At 71.2% G+C, this 20,779-nt stretch carries 24 protein-coding genes; 10 read left to right on the forward strand and 14 right to left on the reverse strand.

Annotated elements, in window-relative coordinates; all coding sequences use genetic code 11:
• The first annotated feature begins 103 nt into the window (after positions 1 to 103).
• Positions 104 to 1,099 (forward strand): Gfo/Idh/MocA family protein, encoded by a 996-nt coding sequence (locus tag KZC57_RS05335; protein WP_247641216.1) that lies wholly within the window; start codon positions 104 to 106, stop codon positions 1,097 to 1,099.
• Positions 1,092 to 2,069, forward strand: coding sequence for an NYN domain-containing protein (locus KZC57_RS05340; RefSeq protein WP_060923159.1), 978 nt, complete (start codon positions 1,092 to 1,094; stop codon positions 2,067 to 2,069). Before KZC57_RS05335 ends, KZC57_RS05340 begins: the two co-directional genes overlap by 8 nt.
• A gap of 25 nt (positions 2,070 to 2,094) precedes the next feature.
• On the opposite strand, the gene KZC57_RS05345 is transcribed toward KZC57_RS05340, so the two are convergent.
• The 7 genes from KZC57_RS05345 to KZC57_RS05375 all read right to left on the reverse strand — a co-directional run bounded on the left by KZC57_RS05345 (position 2,095) and on the right by KZC57_RS05375 (position 10,089).
• A complete protein-coding gene (locus tag KZC57_RS05345; RefSeq protein WP_105950230.1) occupies positions 2,095 to 3,102 on the reverse strand; it encodes a sugar phosphate isomerase/epimerase in 1,008 nt (335 codons plus the stop codon).
• A 44-nt stretch (positions 3,103 to 3,146) separates the two neighbouring features.
• Positions 3,147 to 3,998, reverse strand: coding sequence for a sugar phosphate isomerase/epimerase (locus tag KZC57_RS05350; RefSeq protein WP_247641217.1), 852 nt, complete (start codon positions 3,996 to 3,998; stop codon positions 3,147 to 3,149).
• Positions 3,999 to 4,075: 77 nt separating this feature from the next.
• Positions 4,076 to 5,272 carry a substrate-binding domain-containing protein gene (locus tag KZC57_RS05355; protein WP_370670664.1) on the reverse strand — a complete coding sequence of 399 codons (1,197 nt, stop codon included), beginning with the start codon at positions 5,270 to 5,272 and terminating at the stop codon, positions 4,076 to 4,078.
• A 14-nt stretch (positions 5,273 to 5,286) separates the two neighbouring features.
• Positions 5,287 to 6,336, reverse strand: coding sequence for an ABC transporter permease (locus tag KZC57_RS05360; RefSeq protein WP_025105581.1), 1,050 nt, complete (start codon positions 6,334 to 6,336; stop codon positions 5,287 to 5,289).
• Positions 6,333 to 7,469: an ABC transporter permease gene (locus KZC57_RS05365; RefSeq protein ID WP_105950231.1), complete on the reverse strand. Its 1,137-nt coding sequence runs from the start codon at positions 7,467 to 7,469 to the stop codon at positions 6,333 to 6,335. Before KZC57_RS05365 ends, KZC57_RS05360 begins: the two co-directional genes overlap by 4 nt.
• Positions 7,466 to 8,986, reverse strand: coding sequence for a sugar ABC transporter ATP-binding protein (locus KZC57_RS05370; RefSeq protein ID WP_247641218.1), 1,521 nt, complete (start codon positions 8,984 to 8,986; stop codon positions 7,466 to 7,468). Before KZC57_RS05370 ends, KZC57_RS05365 begins: the two co-directional genes overlap by 4 nt.
• A complete protein-coding gene (locus tag KZC57_RS05375; protein WP_247641219.1) occupies positions 8,983 to 10,089 on the reverse strand; it encodes a Gfo/Idh/MocA family protein in 1,107 nt (368 codons plus the stop codon). Before KZC57_RS05375 ends, KZC57_RS05370 begins: the two co-directional genes overlap by 4 nt.
• 115 nt (positions 10,090 to 10,204) lie before the next feature.
• Here KZC57_RS05375 and KZC57_RS05380 point away from each other — a divergent pair, with 115 nt between their 5' ends.
• Positions 10,205 to 11,422: an ROK family protein gene (locus tag KZC57_RS05380; RefSeq protein ID WP_060923559.1), complete on the forward strand. Its 1,218-nt coding sequence runs from the start codon at positions 10,205 to 10,207 to the stop codon at positions 11,420 to 11,422.
• Here the strand turns inward: KZC57_RS05380 and KZC57_RS05385 are convergent.
• On the reverse strand, positions 11,374 to 12,510 hold the full coding sequence (locus KZC57_RS05385) for a Gfo/Idh/MocA family protein (protein WP_247641220.1): 1,137 nt from the start codon (positions 12,508 to 12,510) through the stop codon (positions 11,374 to 11,376). The genes KZC57_RS05380 and KZC57_RS05385 overlap by 49 nt on opposite strands.
• Positions 12,510 to 13,316, reverse strand: a complete 807-nt coding sequence (locus KZC57_RS05390; protein WP_247641221.1) for a sugar phosphate isomerase/epimerase — start codon at positions 13,314 to 13,316, stop codon at positions 12,510 to 12,512. The genes KZC57_RS05385 and KZC57_RS05390 overlap by 1 nt, the downstream gene beginning before the upstream one ends.
• A gap of 104 nt (positions 13,317 to 13,420) precedes the next feature.
• Here KZC57_RS05390 and KZC57_RS05395 point away from each other — a divergent pair, with 104 nt between their 5' ends.
• Genes KZC57_RS05395 through KZC57_RS05405 form a run of 3 tightly spaced genes read left to right on the forward strand, consistent with a single transcriptional unit; the run spans position 13,421 to position 15,687 of the window.
• Complete coding sequence (locus KZC57_RS05395) at positions 13,421 to 14,062, forward strand: TetR/AcrR family transcriptional regulator (RefSeq protein ID WP_105950236.1); 642 nt, start codon at positions 13,421 to 13,423, stop codon at positions 14,060 to 14,062.
• Between the two features lie 9 nt (positions 14,063 to 14,071).
• On the forward strand, positions 14,072 to 14,704 hold the full coding sequence (locus KZC57_RS05400; protein ID WP_105950237.1) for a DUF4166 domain-containing protein: 633 nt from the start codon (positions 14,072 to 14,074) through the stop codon (positions 14,702 to 14,704).
• A complete protein-coding gene (locus tag KZC57_RS05405; protein WP_247641222.1) occupies positions 14,701 to 15,687 on the forward strand; it encodes an epimerase in 987 nt (328 codons plus the stop codon). Before KZC57_RS05400 ends, KZC57_RS05405 begins: the two co-directional genes overlap by 4 nt.
• 22 nt (positions 15,688 to 15,709) lie before the next feature.
• On the opposite strand, the gene KZC57_RS05410 is transcribed toward KZC57_RS05405, so the two are convergent.
• From KZC57_RS05410 to KZC57_RS05425, 4 genes are read right to left on the reverse strand one after another with little or no spacing between them, the layout of a single operon-like run.
• Entirely contained in the window at positions 15,710 to 16,654 is a 945-nt protein-coding gene (locus KZC57_RS05410) for a DUF1214 domain-containing protein (RefSeq protein WP_247641223.1), read from the reverse strand.
• A 33-nt stretch (positions 16,655 to 16,687) separates the two neighbouring features.
• On the reverse strand, positions 16,688 to 17,074 hold the full coding sequence (locus KZC57_RS05415; protein WP_060921770.1) for a PLDc N-terminal domain-containing protein: 387 nt from the start codon (positions 17,072 to 17,074) through the stop codon (positions 16,688 to 16,690).
• A 39-nt stretch (positions 17,075 to 17,113) separates the two neighbouring features.
• On the reverse strand, positions 17,114 to 18,043 hold the full coding sequence (locus KZC57_RS05420) for an aldo/keto reductase family oxidoreductase (protein WP_247641224.1): 930 nt from the start codon (positions 18,041 to 18,043) through the stop codon (positions 17,114 to 17,116).
• Positions 18,044 to 18,098: 55 nt separating this feature from the next.
• Entirely contained in the window at positions 18,099 to 18,293 is a 195-nt protein-coding gene (locus tag KZC57_RS05425) for a helix-turn-helix transcriptional regulator (protein ID WP_060921772.1), read from the reverse strand.
• 118 nt (positions 18,294 to 18,411) lie between these two features.
• Here KZC57_RS05425 and KZC57_RS05430 point away from each other — a divergent pair, with 118 nt between their 5' ends.
• The 3 genes from KZC57_RS05430 to KZC57_RS05440 are packed head-to-tail and all read left to right on the forward strand — an operon-like array spanning position 18,412 to position 19,844.
• Positions 18,412 to 18,783, forward strand: coding sequence for a helix-turn-helix domain-containing protein (locus KZC57_RS05430; RefSeq protein ID WP_231919646.1), 372 nt, complete (start codon positions 18,412 to 18,414; stop codon positions 18,781 to 18,783).
• 24 nt (positions 18,784 to 18,807) lie between these two features.
• Complete coding sequence (locus KZC57_RS05435; RefSeq protein ID WP_217584180.1) at positions 18,808 to 19,203, forward strand: ImmA/IrrE family metallo-endopeptidase; 396 nt, start codon at positions 18,808 to 18,810, stop codon at positions 19,201 to 19,203.
• Between the two features lie 38 nt (positions 19,204 to 19,241).
• Positions 19,242 to 19,844 (forward strand): GNAT family N-acetyltransferase, encoded by a 603-nt coding sequence (locus KZC57_RS05440; protein WP_217584181.1) that lies wholly within the window; start codon positions 19,242 to 19,244, stop codon positions 19,842 to 19,844.
• 24 nt (positions 19,845 to 19,868) lie between these two features.
• Here the strand turns inward: KZC57_RS05440 and KZC57_RS05445 are convergent, their stop codons facing one another.
• Entirely contained in the window at positions 19,869 to 20,075 is a 207-nt protein-coding gene (locus tag KZC57_RS05445; protein WP_025105563.1) for a hypothetical protein, read from the reverse strand.
• 88 nt (positions 20,076 to 20,163) lie between these two features.
• On the opposite strand from KZC57_RS05445, the gene KZC57_RS05450 reads away from it, so the two are divergent.
• Positions 20,164 to 20,775 (forward strand): flavodoxin family protein, encoded by a 612-nt coding sequence (locus KZC57_RS05450; protein ID WP_247641225.1) that lies wholly within the window; start codon positions 20,164 to 20,166, stop codon positions 20,773 to 20,775.
• The last annotated feature ends 4 nt before the right edge of the window (positions 20,776 to 20,779 follow it).

The raw sequence follows: 20,779 nt of genomic DNA on the forward strand, positions 1-20,779 counted from the left end.
GCCGACACGGTAGGACCGCGGCCGCCACCCGGGCCACGGAGAGGAAGCCGGAGGTCACCGGATGTCACAGACGGTCACATGCGCCACCCTCTACGCTGAGAGGATGACTGGACTTCGTTGGGGAATCCTCGCGACCGGCGGCATCGCCGGCGCCTTCGCATCCGATCTGCGCACGGCCGGCCTCGACCTCGTCGCGGTGGGCTCGCGCTCGCAGGAGTCGGCCGACGCCTTCGCCGCGCGCTTCGACATCGCGCACGCGCATCCGTCGTACGAGGCGCTGGTCTCCGATCCAGACGTCGACATCGTCTACGTCTCCACGCCGCACCCGATGCACCACGAGAACGCCCGGCTCGCCCTGGAGCACGGCAAGCACGTGCTCGTGGAGAAGGCGTTCACCCTCAACCACGCCCAGGCCGAAGACCTCCAGCGGCTCGCCGCCGAGCGCGGGCTGCTCGTGATGGAGGCGATGTGGACGCGCTACCTGCCGCACATGGTCCGCATCCGCGAGCTCCTCGCCGACGGCGCCCTGGGGGAGATCCGCGCCGTGAGCGCCGACCACACGCAGCAGCTGCCCACCGACCCCGCACACCGTCTGAATGCGCTCGAGCTCGGCGGCGGCGCGCTGCTCGACCTCGGCATCTACCCGATCTCCTTCATCTGGGACATCCTCGGGGCACCGACCACCATCCGCGCCGTGGGGCGTCTGGTCGAGACCGGAGCCGATTCCGAGGTCGCCACCGTCATGATCCACGAGAGCGGAGCGGTCTCCACGAGCCTCTCCTCCTCGCGCGGTGCCGGCCCCAACGCCGCGAGCATCGTCGGCACCGAGGCCCGCATCGACATCGATCGGGTCTGGTACACCCCCACCTCCTTCCGCGTCGTGCGGCCGGACGGCACCGTGCAGGAGGAGTACGTCTCGGAGGTCGAGGGCCGCGGCATGCAGTACCAGGCGCTCGCGGCCGAGCGTCTGGTCCGCGACGGTCTCCTCGAGGGCGACATCCTCCCCATCGCGGAGAGCGTCGCCATCATGGGTGCCCTCGACGAGATCCGCGCGCAGATCGGCGTCCGGTACCCCGGTGAGGAGGACGACCGTGGCTGAGACGACCGACGCCCGTGTGGCGGTGTACCTGGACTTCGACAACATCGTCATCTCCTGGTACGACCGCGTCCACGGCCGCAACTCCTACGGCAAGGATCGCCAGCGCATCACGGAGCACCCGAACGACCCCGAGGTCGCCGAGCGGCTGAACCGGGCGATGATCGAGGTCGGCGCCATCATCGACTACGCGGCGTCCTTCGGCACGCTCGTGCTGACGAGGGCGTATGCGGACTGGTCGTCGCCGGTCAACGCCGAGTACCGCTCGCAGCTCGTGGCGCGCGCGGTGGATCTCGTGCAGCTCTTCCCGGCCGCGGCGTATGCGAAGAACGGCGCGGACATCCGGCTGGCGGTCGACGCAGTCGAGGACATGTTCCGCCTGCCGGACCTGACCCACGTCGTCATCGTGGCGGGCGACAGCGACTATGTGCCGCTCGCCCAGCGCTGCAAGCGCCTCGGCCGGTACGTGATCGGGGTGGGCGTGGCCGGGTCCACGGCGAAATCCCTCGCGGCCGCGTGCGACGAGTTCGAGTCGTACGACTCGCTCCCCGGCGTGGCGCGTCCGACGAAGGCGGCACCGGCCGCCGCCCCCGCGGTCGAGGTTCCGGCGGAGCCGTCCGCCCCGGCCACCGCGGACACGGGTGCCCCGAAGCCCAAGACGGCGTCGAAGTCGCGCACGAAGGCCAAGAGCAAGCCCACCGCCGAGGAGCCCAAGGTCGAGGAGAAGATCGACGACCAGGGCGAGGCCACACGCCTCCTGGAGCGGGCGCTGCGTCTGGGCCACGACAAGGCGGACGCCGACGAGTGGCTGCACAGCTCCGCGGTCAAGACGCACATGCGCCGCATGGACCCGTCCTTCAGCGAGAAGGCCCTCGGCTACCGGTCGTTCTCCGACTTCCTCAAGTCGCGCGACGACATCGCCGAGCTCGAGGAGACCGGGCACGAGCGCCTGGTCCGCCTGCGGGAGCCCTGAGCACGGCCGGTCGTCCGCCCTGCCGTCACTGATGGCGGAACGCGGCGTCGAAGGCGGCTTCGGGCTGCGGCCACAGCAGGGAGCGCACGAAAGCCAGTGCCTCAGGGGCTCCGTGCAGGCGGTCCATGCCCGCGTCCTCCCACTCGATCGAGATCGGTCCGTCGTAGCCGACCGCGTCCAGCGCACGGAAGGCGTCCTCCCACGGCACGTCGCCGTGGCCGGTGGAGACGAAGTCCCAGCCGCGCCGGGGGTCGCCCCACGGCAGGTGCGAGCCGAGCACCCCGGCCCGACCGTTCCGCGGGCGCAGACGGGTGTCCTTGCAGTCGACGTGGTAGATCCGGTCGGCGAAGTCGACGATGAAGCCGACGGGGTCGATGTTCTGCCACATCATGTGCGAGGGGTCCCAGTTGAAGCCGAACGCGTCGCGGTGGTCGATCGCGTCGAGGGTGCGGACGCTCGACCAGTAGTCGTACGCGATCTCCCCCGGGTGGACTTCGTGGGCGAAGCGCACGCCCTCCCCGTCGAACACGTCGAGGATCGGATTCCACCGGTCAGCGAAATCCTGGAAGCCCTGGGCGATCACCGCCTCCGGCACCGGCGGGAACATCGCGACATAGGGCCAGATCGACGACCCGGTGAAGCCGACGACGGTGTCGACGCCGAGCTTCCCGGCCACCCTTGCCGCCCGCTTCATGTCCTCCGCGGCCCGCTGCCGCACACCCTCGGCCTCGCCGTCGCCCCAGACGTACGGGCGCAGGATGCCCTGGTGCCGGAAGTCGATCGGGTCGTCGCACACCGCCTGCCCGGCCAGGTGGTTGGAGATCGCGAACACCTGCAGCCCGTGCCGGTCGAGGATCTCGCGGCGGGACGCGACGTAGGCGTCGTCCTCGTCCGCCCGACGGAGGTCGAGGTGGTCGCCGGACGCGGCGATCTCCAGCCCGTCGTAGCCCCACTCCGCCGCGAGGCGGGCCACCTCCTCGAACGGGAGGTCGGCCCACTGGCCGGTGAACAGGGTGACCGGGTGACTGCTCATGGATACTCCTTCGTATCGCGGGGGCTTCGTGTCGCGGGCGGGGTTCAGGCTCCGAGGGCGCGCAGGTGGGCGATGCTGCGGGCGGCGAGGTCGTCCTGGCTCGCGGCGAGCGGTCTCCAGACGGAGGCGGCGACGGCGATCGTCGCGTTCTCCCCCGTGAAGCTCTCCAGTCCCAGGGCGCCGCGGTAGCCGGCGTCGTCGAGCGCGCGGAGCATCTCCGGCCAGTCGGTGTGGTCGTCGCCCACGGCACCGCGGTCGCTGCCGCACACCTGCACGTGCGCGATGGCGGCGCCGGCCGCGCGGACCGCATCGGCCGGCCGCTTCTCCTCGATGTTGAGGTGGTAGGTGTCGAGGGCCAGCCCCACCCCGGCACCGAGCAGCGGCGCCAGCGCGTCCAGACTCTGCGCCACGGTGTTCAGCACGCTGGTCTCGTAGCGGTTGAGCGGCTCGACGGCCAGCGTCACGCCGATCGCCGCGGCCTCCCTGGCGAGCGGAGCGAGGTTCTCCCGGAGCTCGCCGACGACCTCCGCCCGTTCCGCCTCGTCCATGCGCCAGGTGACGCCGGTCGGCGCGTAGAACGGTCCGGCGACGACCGAGGCCCCGAGCACGGCCGCGGCGTCCAGGCACGCACGGAGGTAGTCCTGCGTCGCGGCGACGTCTCCGGCGCGTGCGAGCAGCGAGCGGCCGGGACCCATCGCGCCGACCACGACCGCGCCCATGCCGAGGCCGTCCAGCACGGCGCGGGCCCGCAGCGGGTCCCAGTCGCCGACGCTCTCCAGCGGCAGCTCCAGGGCGTCGTAGCCCATCTGCGCTGCCGTGCGGGCGAGCGGCTCCAGGGTGTCGTCCGTCAGCGGAGACGTCCAGACCCAGGTGTTGACGGCGATCGTGCGGGGCATCGTTGTCCTTGTGATCGTGCGGGTGCTCCCACCCTCCCACTCGGCGCGGGCCGAGCGGAAGGGCGGGACACACGGGGTTACGGGATCTGACGCTCCTGCCAGACCGTCGGGTAACCGGGGAGGTCCTCGCCGCCGAACTTGGCGTAGTGGCCGTCGGGCATCCCCTCGTTCGCCGCGAGGTAGTCGTCCAGCTCGGCCTCGGTGATCGGCTTCTGCGGGAGCACCCACTCCTTCGGCACCTCTTCACCCGCGAAGATCATCTGCGCCGCGAGCAGCGGGGTGCGCCACTGGAAGTTCGAGTACACCGGAGCGAGGCCGGTGAGGCCCGTGTCCTTCCACTTCCGCAGGAAGCTCATCTCGTCCTCGCCGGTCATCACCGGGTAGTCGGCTCCGGCGTCCTCGAAGGCCTCGATGGCGGCGACGGCTCCGTCACCGGCGTCCATCCAGATGCCCTGCACGTCGCCCTTGGCGAGCTCGTCGCTGATGATGCTCTTGATCTCGGCGGGGTCGGCACCGGTGAAGTGGTCGACGGCCTCGATCCCGGCCTCCTCGAACAGCTTCTCGGCTCCGGCCCAGCGGTGCTCCAGCACGTCGACGCCGGGGAGGATCCGGAGAGCCACGACCTTGTCGCCCTCGTCCAGGTTGTCGATGAGGAACTCCGCGGTGTCGATGCCCCAGGCGAAGCCGCCGATCGGGTGGATGAACGTGACAGGGCAGTCGGTGTTCACGCCGCGGTCGAACACGACCACCGGCTTGCCCGTCTCGCACGCCCGCTCGACCGCGGGGGTCATCGCCGCCGTGCTGTTCGGCGAGATGAGGAAGACGTCGCAGTTCCCCTCGGAGATGAAGTAGTCGATGTCGGCGATCTGGGTGTCGTCGGAGTCCTGCGCGTCGCGGGTCTCCATCTCGCTGATCGCGCCCGACTCCTGCAGCACCTTCAGCTGCTCGTTCATCGTGATCCAGCCCGTCTGCCGCCACGGGTTCGAGATCGAGGCGTTCGCGAAGCAGGCCTTCTTGGCGCCGGTGCTGGCGAACTCCGACGTGTCGACCATCTCGGCGTTGATGTGCTGCAGGTAGGGCTGGTCGGCGGGGCCCTGGGGGTCGACGCCGCGCTCCTCGTCCTGCTTGTCGAAGAGCTCCTGGTCGAACCACTCGGTGGTCTCGGCCGACTCCTCGGGGTTCTCCGACTCCGCCGGCGCCACGGACGGGTCGGTCGTGCACCCGGCGAGCGCGATGAGGCCGAAGAGGGCCACCCCTGCGGTGGCGATCTTCATCGATCGTCGCATTGCTAATCTCCTCTGGTTGTAGGGCTTGATGCGGTGGTGCGGTTCTCGGCGTTCTCGGTCCCCGCGGTCGGGACGTCCGTCGGCTGGGGACCGCGCCGGCGGCGGGCTCGGAAGGCGACCCCCGCGTAGGCGACGGCCGCGATGATGATGACGCCCTGCACGGCGTCGCGGAGCGTGGAGGGGACGCCCGCGATGTTCAGGAGCAGGAACAGCGCCTCCAGCGCGAAGGCTCCGGCCACGGCGCCCACGATCCACCCTCGGCCTCCGCCGAGCACGACGCCGCCGAGCACCACCGCGGTGATCGCGGTGAACTCGTAGCCGCGGCCGACGGACGGGTGCACCCCCGCGTACCCGACGAGCAGGACGGCGGAGAGAGTGGCCGAGAGGGAGGACAGCACGAACGCGCGGGTCGTGACCCAGGCCCGGCGGGCACCGGCGTAGTCCACCGCGCGGGCGTTGTCGCCGATCGCGATGAGGGTCTTGCCCAGCGGGCGCTTGGTGATGACGATGCCGAGGGCGAGCCAGGCGGCGAGCAGCAGCACGGCCCAGGGCAGGAACTCCAGCACGGGGAGGTCGCGGATCCCGCCGCGACCGATCTCCCGGAAGCTGTCGGCCGGGTTCCCCGTGGCCGCGCCGCCCGTCCACCACATCACGCCGCCGAGCAGGGCGAGCATCATGCCCAGCGTCACGATGAACGACGGCACCTTGAGCAGCGTCGTGAGGACGCCGTTCACGAGCCCCACCACGACGCCGAACACGATCATGAGCAGCAGGACAGGGAGGGTGCGCGCGTCGTCCTGGCCGACGAGGTTGCCGGCGATGATGACCTGCGCCGTGATGAGCGACCCCTGGGAGAGGTCGAACTCCCCCGCGATGATCACGAAGTACTGCCCGATCGCGACGATCGCGATGGGGGCGACGCGCTGCAGGTACCGCATGAACTGCCCGGGCTCGGCGAAGCTCGGGTTGAGCACGGCGACCGCGACGAGCAGGATCACGAGCAGCAGGAAGACCGCCCCGCGGGGGCTGACGAGCGTGCGCAGCGCGTTCATGAGCGCCCTCCTTCCCGCACGGAGGCGGTATCCGCGGCGCTGTCGACGGCGGCGACCTCGGTGGTCGGGTCGGCGAGCTCGGCGGCCGCGACCGCCATGTCGGCTTCGGCCGCCTTCGCGGCATCATCTCCCCCGGTGCGCGTGCCGCCGGCGCCGAAGCGAGGACGGCGCCGCACGATGGCACGCCGACTGTAGACGGCGACCGCGGCGACGATGACGATGCCGCGCACCACGTCCTTGAGGAAGGGGTTCACCTGCAGCACGCTCATGACGTTGTCGACGACGGCGAGGATGGCGACGCCGCCGATGGTGCCCCAGATCGAGCCGCGCCCGCCGAGGAGCAGGGTGCCGCCGAGCACGACCGCGGCGATGGAGAGCAGCGCGTAGCCGCCCTGCTGCCCGACCGTCGGGCTGCCCACGCCGAGACGGCTGGCGAGCAGGAGTCCGGCGAGGCCCGCGAACACGGAGCACAGCACGTGCGCCCAGATCAGCGGGAGGCGGGTGCGCACGCCGCTGAGCCGCGCGATCTCGGGGTCGCCGCCGACGGCGTAGAGATGGGCGCCGGTGCGGGTGCGGTTGAGCAGCACCCAGACCAGCACGGCGAGCGCGATCATGATGAGCGTGGACACCGGGATCGGTCCGACCCCGGTCGCGCCGATGAGCTGGAACGCCCACGGGACCTCGCCTGCCGAACCTTCGAAGTTCGTGTTGAGGATGCCCTGGAGGATCAGCCCGACGCCGAGCGTCGCGATGAAGCCGTTGACCTTGAGCACCGTCACGATGAGCCCGTTCACGAGCCCGATCCCCGCGCACACGAGGAGCGTCACGATCACCGCGAGCGGGATGTTGCCGGCGCTCCCGGCCATCATCGTCGCCGCGAGCAGGCTCGACAGGCTGATGACGTAGGTGACCGACAGGTCGAGCGAGGCGCCGAGCACCACGAGCGTCTGCCCGATGGCCACGAGGCCGAGCACGCTCATCCCGGTCAGGATGTCGCGGATGTTCCCCGGGCTGAGGAAGTTGCGACCGACCGTGGCGACGAGGATCGCGCCGACGACGAGCGCGAGCAGCAGGATGCCGAGCACGATCACGGTCGAGTCGATGCGGAGACGGGCTCCGGAGCGGCGGCTCATCGCGCACCCCCGTTCGTCGAAGGACCGCGGTCGGCGCCGGTGGCCGCCGCGAGGATCTCGTGCTCGGCCGCACCGGCCGGCAGCTCGGCGACGAGTTCGCCGTCGTGCATGACGAGGATGCGGTCGCTCATGCCGATGACCTCCGGCAGCTCGCTCGAGACCATGAGCACGGCCTTCCCCTGTCCCGCCAGCTCGCGCATGAGCTGGTAGACGGCGTACTTGGCGCCCACGTCGATGCCCCGCGTCGGCTCGTCGAAGAGCACGATCTGCGGCTGGGTGAGCAGCCATTTCGCCAGCACCACCTTCTGCTGGTTGCCGCCGGACAGGAAGCGCACCTCCTGATCGAGGCCGCGCGAGGACACCTCCAGCGTGCGGAGCACCCCCGGCACCTCCCGGCGCGACGCCGCGGTGCGTCCCGCGAACACGTTCCGCACCACGAGCAGGGCGTTGTCGAGGATCGACTGCCCCAGCGCGAGCCCCTGCGCCTTGCGGTCCTCGGAGACGAGGGCGAGTCCGGCGCGCACAGCCGCGCGTGGGCCGCCGATCCGCACCGGCTTCCCGTCGATCCGCACGGCGCCGCGGGTGAAGGCCTGGATGCCGAACACGCCCTCCACCAGCTCGGTGCGCCCCGACCCCTGGAGCCCGGCCACCCCGACGATCTCCCCCGCACGGAGCGTCAGCGACACCCCGTCCACGTAGGCGTTCCCGCAGCCGTCGAGCTCGAGTCGGGGCGCGCCGACCGCGGTGCCGGCCACCGGGTCGGGGAAGTACGACTGGATCGACCGCCCCACCATCCGGCGCACGAGCTCGTCGGTGGTCAGCGCCGCGGTCTCGTCCGTGGAGACGAGGGCGCCGTCCTTGAGGATCGTGATCCGGTCGCAGAGGTCGAAGATCTCCTTCAGCCGGTGCGAGACGTAGATGACGGCGACCCCTCGCGACGTGAGCCGGCGGATGATCGCGTACAGCAGCTCCACCTCGCGGTCGCTGAGGGCGGCAGTCGGCTCGTCCATCGAGATCACCTGCGCGTCGAACGACAGCGCCTTCACGATCTCGACGATCTGCTGCTCGGCCACCGTCAGCGAGCCCACCCGGGACTGCGGATCGATGAAGGAGACGCCGAGGTCGCTCAGCAGCTCCCCGGTACGCACGTTCATGGCCCGGACGTCGACGAGCCCCGCGCGCCGCGGCTCCCGGCCGAGGTAGACGTTCTGCGCGACCGTGCGCTCCGGGAGCAGGGTGAACTCCTGGAACACCGTGACGATGCCGGCGTCCATCGCCTGCCGCGGGTGCGCGTGGCGTACCTCCGCGCCCCGGTACGTGATCGTCCCCTCGTCGGCCGGCTGCACGCCCGCGATGATCTTCATGAGCGTGGACTTGCCTGCGCCGTTCTCGCCGACGAGGCCGTGCACCTCCCCCGGCCGCACGTCGAAGTCGATGCCCTTCAGCACCTCCACGCCGAAGAACGCCTTGCGGATCCCGGCCACCCGCAGCACCGGCTGCGTCGTCGTCGCGGTCATGCCCGCACCTCCGTCCAGCGGCCCTCGTGGGCGGCGGAATCGAGCACGGCCTCGGTCAGCACGGCCGCGCGGTGGCCGTCGGCGAACGTCGGCAGTCCGTCGGGGACGTCGCCCGCGATCGCGGCGTAGACGTCGGCGACGAAGCCGTTGAAGGCGTCCTGATATCCCATGGCGTGCCCGGCCGGGACACGCTGCAGCCGGGCGGACTCCGGGTCGGCCGCGACGGGGTCGCGCAGCAGCAGCCGCGACTCCTCCCGCATGCCGACCCAGAGCTCCTCCGGCCGTTCCTGCTCGAACCGCAGACTCTGCCGCGTCCCGTGCAGCTCCAGGGTGAGGGCGTTCTTCCGGCCCGCCGCCATCTGCGAGATGAGCAGCGTGCCGAGCGCCCCCGCCGAGGTCTCGACGAGCACGGCGACGATGTCCTCCGTGTCGACGGCTTGCCCTGCCCGCTCGGCGAAGACGCGGCGGGTACGGGCGCTCAGGGTGCGGATCCGGTCGCCCGTGACGAACTCGAGGAGGTCGCACAGATGCGAGCCGATGTCGGCGAAGGCGCGGGAGGCGCCGCCGGACGAGGAGCGCACCCGCCAGTCGTCGTCGGTGGGCCGCAGCATCCAGTCCTGCAGGTACGAGCAGTCCAGCGTGAGCAGCTCCCCGGCCTCACCACGGGCGATGCGCGCCCTGGCCTCGCGCACCATGGGGTGGTAGCGGTACACGAAGGGGACGGCCGCGACGAGCCCCGCCTCGGCGGCGGCCTCGGCGAGGGCGGCCGCATCGGCGGCGGTCGTCGCGAGCGGCTTCTCGCACACGACATGCTTGCCCGCCCGCAGCGCGCGGAGAGCGAGGTCGGCATGTGTGGCATTGGGGGTGCAGATGTGGACGACGTCGATGTCGTCGGCGTCCAGCAGGGCCTCCACGTCGTCGGCCCGTGCGGCGCCGAGCAGCTGCGCGGCTTCCCTGGCGCCCTGCGCGGAACGGGTGGCGACGGCGCGCAGGGCGCCGCCCGCGTCTCGAGCGGCCGTGCGGTGCACGCGAGCCATGAAGCCCCCGCCGAGGATCCCGGTTCGGATCGTCCCGAGACCGGTGTCAGTGACATCCGTTGTCATGGCGGCGAGTCTGACACAGCGACGAGGACTTTTGCTAGCCCTTCGTCAAAAGTTGTTTGTAACGAATCCGAAGTCGCACAGCCGACTGCGAGAAGTGCTGTGCTTTACTGACGCCATGGTTGACGTGCTGAGGCCGCTCGCGACGCCCTCCCCCGGGACCGGCGAGATCTTCCAGATCCTCCGCGACGGGCACGCGCGCACCAAGGCGGAGCTCGCCGCCCTCACCGGCCTCGCCCGCTCCACCGTCGCCTCCCGGGTCGACGCACTGCTGGCCGCCGATCTCCTCCGCCCCGCCGGTGAAGCGGTCTCGACGGGCGGCCGCCCTCCGGCCCGCGTCGCCTTCAACCCGCGCGCCGGCCTCGTCCTCGCCGTCGACCTCGGAGCCACGCATGCGACCGTCGCCGTGGCCGACCTCGCCGGCGTGATCCTCGACGCGCACACCCGCGCGATCGACATCGGCGACGGACCGGAGGCCCTCCTCGACGCGATCCTCGCGGAGGGGACGGCCCTGCTCGCCGCGACCGCCGACGGCCTGCCCCTCGTGGGCGTCGGCATCGGCGTCCCCGGCCCTGTCGAGCACTCCACGGGGCGCCCGACCAACCCGCCGATCATGCCGGGCTGGGACCGCTTCGACGTCCCCGGCTACGTGCAGCGCACGTTCGACGTCCCGGTCCTCGTCGACAACGATGTGAACATCCTCGCCCTCGGCGAGCAGGCCACGAGCTGGCCGCGGGTGGACGACCTCGTGTTCGTGAAGGTCTCGACCGGCATCGGCGCCGGCATCATCGCCGGCGGTCAGCTGCAGCGCGGGGCCCAGGGATCGGCGGGCGACATGGGTCACGTCCAGGTGCCGATGAGCGCCGGCTCGGGGCGGGAGCCGGGCGACGAACGGGATCTCGAGGCCCTCGCGAGCGGTTCGGCCCTCGCCGTCGCGCTGCGCGCCGAAGGTCACGACGTGCACAGCGCCTCCGACGTCGTCGACCTCGTCCGCGCCGGCAACGCCGCGGCCATCGAGGCCACCCGCCAGGCGGGTCGCGATGTCGGCGAGGTGCTCGCGACGGTCGTGAACCTGCTCAACCCGTCGATCATCGTGCTCGGGGGCAGCATCGCCCGCGCGGGAGAGCACCTGCTCGCCGGTGTCCGCGAGGTCGTCTACCGCCGCTCGATCCCGCTCGCCACCCAGCACCTCGCGATCGTGCAGTCGCAGGCGGGCGACCGCGCGGCGGTGCTGGGGGCGGCGATCATGGTCGCTCGCGAGGTGCTCTCCCCCGCGAACGTGGACCGCTACGTCGCCGCGAAGGGATCGAAGTCGGCGGGCAGCGCGCCCACCTGATCCAGCGTGCTCGCGACCTCCACGAACGTGCGCCGCGCTGCAGCCTCCTCGATCGAGAGGAGGGTGTCGAGCACGTGGTACCCGAACTCGCCGGTGGCGATGTGCGGTCGGTCCTCCGCGATCGCGCGCACCATGTCGAGCAGCCCGAGCCCGCGCCCCGCGAGCACCCCCTCGGGCGCGACATCGACGACCTCCTGCACCACCGGCTCCGGTGGCACGAAGTGCCGGGACAGCGGCCGGGTGATCGTGATCGGCCCGCCGAACGTGTTCGGGTCGGGGATGACGAGGGTGCCCTCGGTTCCCGTGATCTCCACGATGCCCTGCCGCACCAGCGGCGAGTCCGTGCTGTAGAGGCTCTGGGCCTGACCGCCGCCTTCGAAGTCCATCAGGACGCTGAGCGTGGACGGGATCTCGACCGGGAACTCCTCCCCGGCACGGTCGCCGACCTGCACGCGGCGGGTCGGCGACCCCTGCAGCCCGAGGGCGGCCACGGCGGCCACCGGCCCGAAGACGTGGACCAGGGTCGAGACGTAGTACGGCCCCATGTCGAGGAGCGGCCCCGCCCCCTTCGCGTAGAGGAACGCGGGGTTCGGGTGGAAGATCTCCGGTCCCTGCCACTGGAAGGTCGTCTGACCGAACAGCGGACGCCCGATGTCGCCGCGGGCGATCGCGCGCTTCGCGGTCTGCACACCGGGGCCGAGGACCGTGTCGGGCGCGACGCCGACACGGAGTCCGGCCGCTGCGGCCGTCTCCAGCAGGCGTCGCGCCTCCTCGCGGTCCACGCCGAGCGGCTTCTCGGTCCACACGTGCTTCCCGGCGGCGACGATGGCCTCCGAGACGGCGACGTGCGCGGCGGGGATCGTGAGGTTCACGACGATGTCGATGTCGGGATCGTCGAGCACGACCTCCACGCCCCCGGCCCGCGGCACACCGTACGCCGCGGCCTGCGCGCGCGCCCGCTCCTCGACGAGGTCGCCGATCGCCCGCACCTCCACGTCCGGGAAGCGCGTGAGGTTCTGCAGATACTGGTCGCTGATGTTCCCGGCGCCGATGAGGCCGACGCCGACGACACCACCCCCGCGCACCATCAGCGCGCCACCTCGGCGTCCAGGAAGACCCGGCTGCGCTCGATGGCGTCGAACAGGTCGCCGTCGTAGTGGTCGAACTCCACGATGGCGAGTTCGAGCGCGGGCGCGGCGGCGATGGCCTCCCGGAGCGGCACCGTCCCGTCGCCCGCGGGCACCTGATCGGCCGGCGGGTACGCATCCAGCAGCGCGGGGTCGAGGGTGCCGTCCTTCGCGTGCACCGCGATCACGCGCTCGCCGAGACGCTCCACGAGGGCCACCGGATCGACGCCGCCCCGAGCGACCCAGTAGAGGTCGACCTCCAGCACGACGCGCTCATCGAGGTGCTCCGCGAGGACCTCCAGCCCGGTCACCCCGTCGAACACCGCCTCCAGCTCATGCGCGTGGTTGTGGTAGCCGACCCGGACGCCGGCCTCGGCGCCGATCTCCGCCGCCTCGTTGAGCAGCCGGGCCGTCTCGACGATCTGATCGATGCGTTCCCAGCGCGCCGGCTCGGTGTAGGGATCGATCACCGTGCCCATGCCGAGCGCCTTCGCGGCCGCGAAGACCTCCGCGGGCGAAGGCACGGGGGCCGTGGTGCCGGAGCCGTCAGGGCGTACGAAGGTCGGCGTGGCCAGGAAAGCGTGCCCGGAGGGGGCGGTCAGTCCCGCGGCCGACACGGCGGCGGCCATGGCGTCCGCCCGGCGCACGAAGTCGTAGGGCTCGACCGCGGTGAACCCGCGCGCCGCCACCGCGGCGAGCGTGCCCTCGAGGTCGGCCTCCAGCTGCTCGCGGATCGTGAACAGCTGGAGAGAGGTCTGGATCGTCATCGGTCGTGCTCCTCGGTCGTCGGTGACAGGTGGGCATCGCGCCCCGGAGGCACGCTAGCACCGAATACCTCCACATGGAAGTTTTCTGTCGATAGACTCGCGACATGCCCGCCGCACCCTCCGACGACTCCGAACGCCCGCGTCCCCGCGGGACGTACGCCAAGGGCATCGCCCGCCGCCAGGAGATCCTGGACCGCGCGATCGAGGTGTTCGCGGCCCGCGGCGCCGACCGCACGAGTCTGCGGGCGATCGCGAAGGAGGTGGGGGTGACGCATGCCGCCCTCACCCACTACTTCGGGTCGCTGGAGGAGCTGCTCGTCGCGGTCTACGTCGAGAGCAACGCCCCGGGACGCAAGACCGAGCCGGAACCCGCGAACCCCGTCGAGGGGATGATCCGGTCGGCCAGGGCCAACCGCGAGGTCCCCGGTCTGGTGCAGCTGTACTCCACGCTCGTCGCCAGCGCGCTCGAGGAGGGCCATCCCGCCGCCCGCGCCTTCGCGACCGAGCGCTTCGCCCGCCTGCGGGCCGACATCGCCGAGACGGTCCGGGAGCAGCAGACGGACGGGCGCATCCGGGCGGACGTCGATCCTCTCGCGGTCGCCGCCCTCGTCGTCGCGGCCTCGGACGGCCTGCAGACGCAGTGGCTGCTGGACGACGCGGCTCCGCAGCACGAGGCCCTCGCCCTCCTCGACCGTCTGCTCCGCCCGGCGGACGACGCGGGCCGGGGCGACGTCCCCGAGGGCTAGGCTCGAACCGTGACGCCCGTGCCGCAGTCCCCGTACGCGAGGGCCCTCGGCGAGCGCCTCGCCGAGCTGCACCCCCGGCTCCGGACCTACTTCCAGGCGGTCCCGGACGGGATGGTCGGCGTCGGCGAAGGCACGTTCCAGCGCGTCGGCACGCCGCGCCGCGCGCTCTGGCCGCTCCTCCGCCGCCTCGAACGGCGCGGGGTGATCGCCGCCCGCTGGGAGCGCGACGTGCCCTTCCGCATCGAGAACCGCACCATCGCCTCCCGGGCGATCGCCGAGCGCACCTTCCGGTTCGCGACCGGGCCGTGGGTCATGCGCGACGCCGTCGCCCCGACGCGGCACGGCCGCATCGTCGACGAAATCGGCGAGCCCGGCCTCATCGCGGCCTGCTTCGATGTCGAGCCCCGCGCGGGCGCTCTGCACCTGACCAGTCGCGCGGTGGGCATCCGCCTCGGGCGCTTCCGGCTCCGCATCCCGCGGATCGTGGCTCCCGTGGTCCGGCTCGTCGAGCGCTGGGACGACGAGGCCGGTCGTCAGCGGGTGCGCCTGACGGTCGACGCACCGCTCCTCGGCCGCCTCTACGAGTACCGGGGCGACTTCGACTACGCCCTCGAACCCGATCGGAAGGACGACAGCGCATGAGCACGGACCGGGCGGTCATCGGCGGGGCCACAGGGTTCATGGGGCGATTCCTCACGGCACGACTCCGGGATGCCGGGCGCGAGGTCGTCACGATCTCCCGCTCGGGAAGCGACCTCACCTGGAGCGATCAGGACGGCATCGACGCCGCTGTCGACGGGGCCTCGCTCGTGGTCGGCCTCGCGGGAAAGAGCGTGAACTGTCGCTACACGCCACGCAACCGTGCCGAGATCTTCCGCTCCCGCCTGGACACGACCGCGGCCCTGAGCCGCGCCATCTCCCGCGCGGCCACCCCGCCGCCGCTGTGGATCAACTCCTCGACGGCCACGATCTACCGGCACGCGGAAGACCGGCCGATGACGGAGTCCTCCGGCGAGATCGGCACGGGCTTCTCGGTCGAGGTCGCCAAGGCGTGGGAGCGTGCCCTCTTCGCCGACACACTCCCCGGCACCCGCCGCGTGGCCCTCCGCACCGCCATCGTCCTCGGCGACGGCGGTGTACTGGAACCGCTCCGCACCCTCGCACGGCGGGGCCTCGGCGGCCCCCAGTACGACGGGTTCTGGCCGGTCGGTCCCGCGCGCCGCGCCGCCGGCACCGCGCACCTTCCCGGCGCCCGTCGTGGGCGACAGCGCTTCAGCTGGATCCACATCGAGGATGTGGCGCGCATCATCGAGTTCCTCGAACGGACCCCCGCCCTGGACGGGCCGGTCAACGCCGCCTCACCGCACCCTGTCGACAACGTCACCTTCATGGCCACCGTGCGCCGCGTGCTGGGAACGAAGATCGGCCCGCCGATGCCGCGCTGGATGCTCGAGCTCGGCGCCATCGGCATCCGTACCGAGACCGAGCTCGTGCTCAAGAGCCGCTGGGTCCTCCCCGAGAAGCTCACCGCCGCCGGCTTCACCTTCCGCTACCCGGACCTCGAGGAGGCCGTCTGTGCCTCGTTCGCCGCGGCGGACGCGAACGCCCGGACGTACGTGGCTTGACCGCGGTCGCGCGAAGAGCCCGTCATGCCGACTCCGGGAGCGCCGGGAACGTCCAGCTGCCGTCGAGCACCTCGGGGCGGGGGCGGTAGAGGCGGACGAGGTAGTTCCAACCCTCCGTGATCGGCAGCACGTTCGGCACCCCCTCCGGATGGTCGCCGAAGCGGACGGTGATCGTGCCGTCGTCGTTGCGGACGCCGGTGATGTCGTTGATCGTGTAGGCGTCGCGATCGTTCGGCTCGAAGAAGCCGTCCGCGTTGTACACCGAGATCGACCAGAAGCCGTCGACCGGAACCTCGCCGACCGTGAGCTCGTACCGGCCCACCGGCAGACGGGGGTCGACGCCGATGTAGCTCGCTTCGGATGACGGCAGCCCGCCCCAGCCCGCCGCCGTGCCGATGAGGTGCCGCACCGGGTCGACCTCGCCCTCGCTGCCGAACATGCGGTCGAAGCCTCGCAGGTTCCGCGCCAGCGCGAGCAGCGCCTGGCGGGTCTCGTCGAAGCTGACGGTGTCGTAGTCCGGCATCGTGAACGGCGTGGCCGACCCGCTGTGCAGCGCGATGCGGTCCTGCAGCGCCCCCACCTCCGCCACATCCGCCGGGTCCGCGGGGTCCACGAGGATGCGGACGGCCAGCACGACGTACGGAGTCCCGAACTGCGCCACCGTCAGCGTGTGCTCGCCCGCCTCGTGGAAGATCGCATCGACGTAGTGGTGCTCGTTGACGACCATCGCCGAGAGGTAGCGGTCGCCGTGCTCCGGGATGGTGAACGTCGCGCCCTCGCTGATGTCGAGGACCGCGAAGCTGTACAGGGTGTCCCGGTTCAGCCGGATCACGGTCTGCCGGTCGATCGCGGCCGGAGCCCTGTTGTGCAGGAACCGCTCCACACCCCCGGCCTCCTTCTGGAGGTCGCGCATCATGCGGTGGGTCTCGGCGATGGCGAAGTTGTCGACGTTCACGAGGATGCTCATGACGGCATCCTGGCAGGCTGGACCGCTCGGCGGCTAGGACGAAGGAAGAGCGTCGTCTCCCCGCTCCCGACGCCGCTTCTCGATCTCCTCGCGGAGCCGCCACTCCTCGATCTCGCGGTCGAGGTCCGCGATCTGCTGCTCGGTGGAGCGCACGTCGACCGGCGGCGCTGAGCGTGTGACCGTGGTCGTCGGGGCGGTCGGGCGCTCGGCGCGCCGCATCCGCGGAAGAGGGACGCCGGCGTCCCCGTACTCGCGGCCGATCGCGAACCACAGCGCGCTGCCGATCAGCGGCAGGAGGATCACGATGATGATCCAGACCATCTTCGGCAGGTACTTCACCTGCGAGTCGTCGCGCGTGATGATGTCGATCAGGGCACCGATCATCAGCGCGATGACCAGGAGCGAGAACAGGAACGGCATGGGTTCAGGGTAGACGACGCACGGGCCGGAGCCGAGGGTTCACGGCAGCAGGTGTCCGGCGGCGCGGAAGAGCTCGTACCACTCCGAGCGGGTGAGCACGACGTCCACCCCGGCCGCCGCCTCCTGCACGCGGTGCGGTGTCGTCGTCCCGAGCACGACCTGCATCCCGGCGGGGTGCCGGGTGATCCAGGCGGTGGCGATCGCGGTCGGTGTCACTCCATGGACTCCGGCCAGACGCTCGATCACCGCGTTGAGTTCGGGGTAGTCCGGGTGCCCGAGGAAGACGCCGCCGCCGAAACCGCTCTGGTAGGGCGACCAGGCCTGCACGGTGATGCCATGGATCCGGCAGTAGTCCACGACGCCGCCGCCGTCGCGGCCGATGCTCTGATCGTGCCCGGCCATGTTCGCGGCCACCGGCTGCGCGATGATCGGCGCGTGCGTGAGGGACAGCTGCAGCTGGTTCGCGACCAGGGGCTGCCGCACTGCGGTCTTCAGCAGCTCAATCTGCGAGGGCGTGTGGTTGGACACCCCGAACGCCCGGACCTTGCCCGATGACTCGAGGTGGTCGAAGGCGCGGGCCACCTCTTCCGGCTCGACCAGAGCGTCCGGCCGGTGCAGCAGGAGGACATCGATGCGGTCGGTGCGGAGGGCCGCGAGCGAGCCCTCCACCTGCCCGACGATGTGGTCGTAGGAGAAATCGAACATGCCCTGCGCCGGCACGATGCCGCACTTGGTCTGCAGCACGATCTCGTCGCGCTCCGCGCCGCCGAGCTGGAGGGCATCCGCGAATCGCGCCTCGCAGTGGTGCATCCGGCCGCCGTAGATGTCCGCGTGGTCGAAGAAGTCGATCCCGGCATCGCGTGCGGTCGTGTACAGCGCGCGGATCTGCTCGTCGTCGAGGCTGTCGATGCGCATCATCCCGGCGATCAGGGCCGGAGCGGTCGTCGATCCGAAGGAAACGGTCTTCATGCGCCCACGCTACTTCATCGCGTCCCGCCCGCCCGTGGCACGAGCGGGCCCCGCCTCAGGGCGCGCAGGGAAGCAGGCGCGTGACGGGGACGCCGAGGACCATCGCGATCCCCGCGACATCCTCCATCGTGAAGTCCGCGCGCTCCTCGAGGAGGTCTGCCAGGGCGGGAGGTGCGATCCCGGCCTGCTCCGAGAGGTCCATGAACGACACTCCGGCGTGCAATCGCGCCGCCTCCACCGCTGATGCCATCAGATGACGCAATTCTGTCCCCATACGCCTACGGTACCGCCACGCACGGACACCCACACTCCTATAGCCCACCAATATGACGGCATCCTGCTGTCGGCCCGCTGCTAAGGTGAGCCGGATGAAGACACCAGCCGAGCAGTTCAACGAGGCGATCGGTCGTCAGATGCGGGCGGAGATCGCGGCGGCACGCAGCAGCATCGCCGCCATGGCGCGCGACGTGGGCATCGCCCGGAGCGCGCTGGACAACTACGTGACGGGCAAGCGCGCCATTCCCGTCCCTGTGGTCTACGCGGTGTGCGCCACGCTCGGGATCGAGCCGCACGTCCTCGTCGCCCGGGCCGAGGAGCGCCTGGCCGCCGACGGCATGTCGGCGATCATCACCCCCTTCCGGCGCCGCACCGATGTCGCCACCCCGCGCGACAATACCCGCGAGGTCGCCTTCGAATCCGGATCCGCCCGCGAGACGGACACCGACGACCTCTACGAGTAGACGACACCGACCGGACGGAGGCCCATGCAGCATCTCCTCCGTCTGGCCGACGATCTCGGTCTCCGCGTGATCGAACGCACAGGTCCCACCCCCGGAGGCTTCCAACCCGTCACCGGGACCATCCGGCTCGCTCCGGGGATGAGCCGGCGTACCGCGCGCAGCGTGCTCGCCCACGAACTCGGCCACGCCCACCTCGGCCATCAGCCCACACGGCAAGCCACCTTCCGCGCGCGACAGGAGCGGCAGGCCGATGAGTGGGCCGCGCGATGTCTGATCACGCCCGCGGCGTACGCAGCGGCGGAGCAGCTCCGCGGCACCCACCTGGCCAGCCTGGCGTTCGAACTCGACGTGACGATCGAGATCGTCCTCGCTTTCCAGCGTGTGCTCCTCCGGAAGAACCCGTCCGAGTCCGCCGCCTGATGATCGGGGACGGCGGGGGACGCTGGTTGAATGACCTCATGGCCTTCCTCGTCACCCCCGCCCCCGTCACTCTCACCGGCGAGCTCGTCGAGCTCCGCCCTCTCGACCGGTCGCACGTCGACGGACTCGTCGAAGCGGTCACCGAGGGCGACCTGTGGAAGACGGCCTGGTACACCTCGGTTCCGGCGCCCGACGGCGTCGCGGCTGAGGTCGACCGCCGCCTGGGCCTCGTCGCCACCGGCGAGATGGTGCCCTTCACGGCCTTCGACAGCGCCGGTCGCGTGCTGGGCCTCACGTCGTACTACGACATCGTCGCCGACGTCCCCCGGCTGCACATCGGGTACACCTGGAACCGCCCGTCCGCCCATGGCACGGGCACCAACGCGGAATCGAAGCTGCTGCTCCTCCGCCACGCCTTCGAGACGCTGGGGGTGTTCCGGGTCGGGCTGACGACCCAGTGGGTGAACTTCCAGTCCCGCGCCGCGATCGAACGGCTGGGAGCGAAGCAGGACGGTGTGATGCGGGCCATGAGCCGCTACCGCAACGGCGCACTCCGCGACAGCGTGGAGTACTCCATCATCGAGCCGGAATGGCCCGCGGTGCGGGCGAACCTCGAAGCGAGGCTCGCCCGGCGACGGTGAGCGCGGGGCGCCGCCCCGCGCTGGTCACTCGGTCGGGCTGCCGGTCCAGTTCTTGGAGCGACGCGTGGCAGAACCGCGCTGACGCATCGCGAACCCGAGAGCCAGCGAGACGAGCAGGATGCCGCCGACGAAGGTGAGCGCGGCGAGCGTGTCCGGCATCTCGTGGGCGATCCCCAGCAGCCAGAAGCCTCCGAGGAACATGATCATGAAGAAGAGGAAGCTGAGGATCACGGGATCTCCTGTCGTCGGTGCTCTACCAGGATAGCCCGGACCCGGAAAGGCCCTGTGCCGCCGCCCGGATCTCTGGTGGAGTCGGAGCATGGACACCTCCCTCACCGCCCTCGCGATCTCCTGCACCCTCAAGCCCTCCCCCGCGTCGTCGAGCTCCGATCTGCTCGCGCGTCAGCTGCTCGATGCCCTTACCGAGCACGGGGTGACGGGTGACCTCGTCCGTGCCGTCGACCTCGACATCCGTCCCGGCGTCGAGAAGGACATGGGCGACGGCGACCAGTGGCCGGGCCTGCGTCAGCGCGTCCTCGATGCCGACATCCTCGTCTTCGTCACGCCGACGTGGATGGGACAGCACTCGAGCGTCGCCCAGCGCGTGCTGGAGCGCCTGGACGCCGAGCTCGGCGAGACGGACGAGCAGGGCCGCCCGATCCTCTTCGACAAGGTCGCGATCGCCGGTGTCCTCGGGAACGAGGACGGCGCGCACCACATCTCCGCGATCCTCTTCCAGGCGCTGAACGACATCGGCTACACGATCCCGGCCCAGACGTCGGTGTACTGGAACGGCGAGGCCATGCAGACCGTGGACTACAAGGACCTCGACGAGACCCCGGAGGCCGTGAGCTCCGCGATCGCGACCGCGACCCGCAACGCCGCGCACCTCGCCCGGCAGCTCACTGCGCAGGCGTACCCCGCCGAGTAGCGGA

The sequence above is a fragment of the Microbacterium sp. KSW4-4 genome, from assembly GCF_023091185.1.
Lineage (GTDB): Bacteria > Actinomycetota > Actinomycetes > Actinomycetales > Microbacteriaceae > Microbacterium > Microbacterium paraoxydans.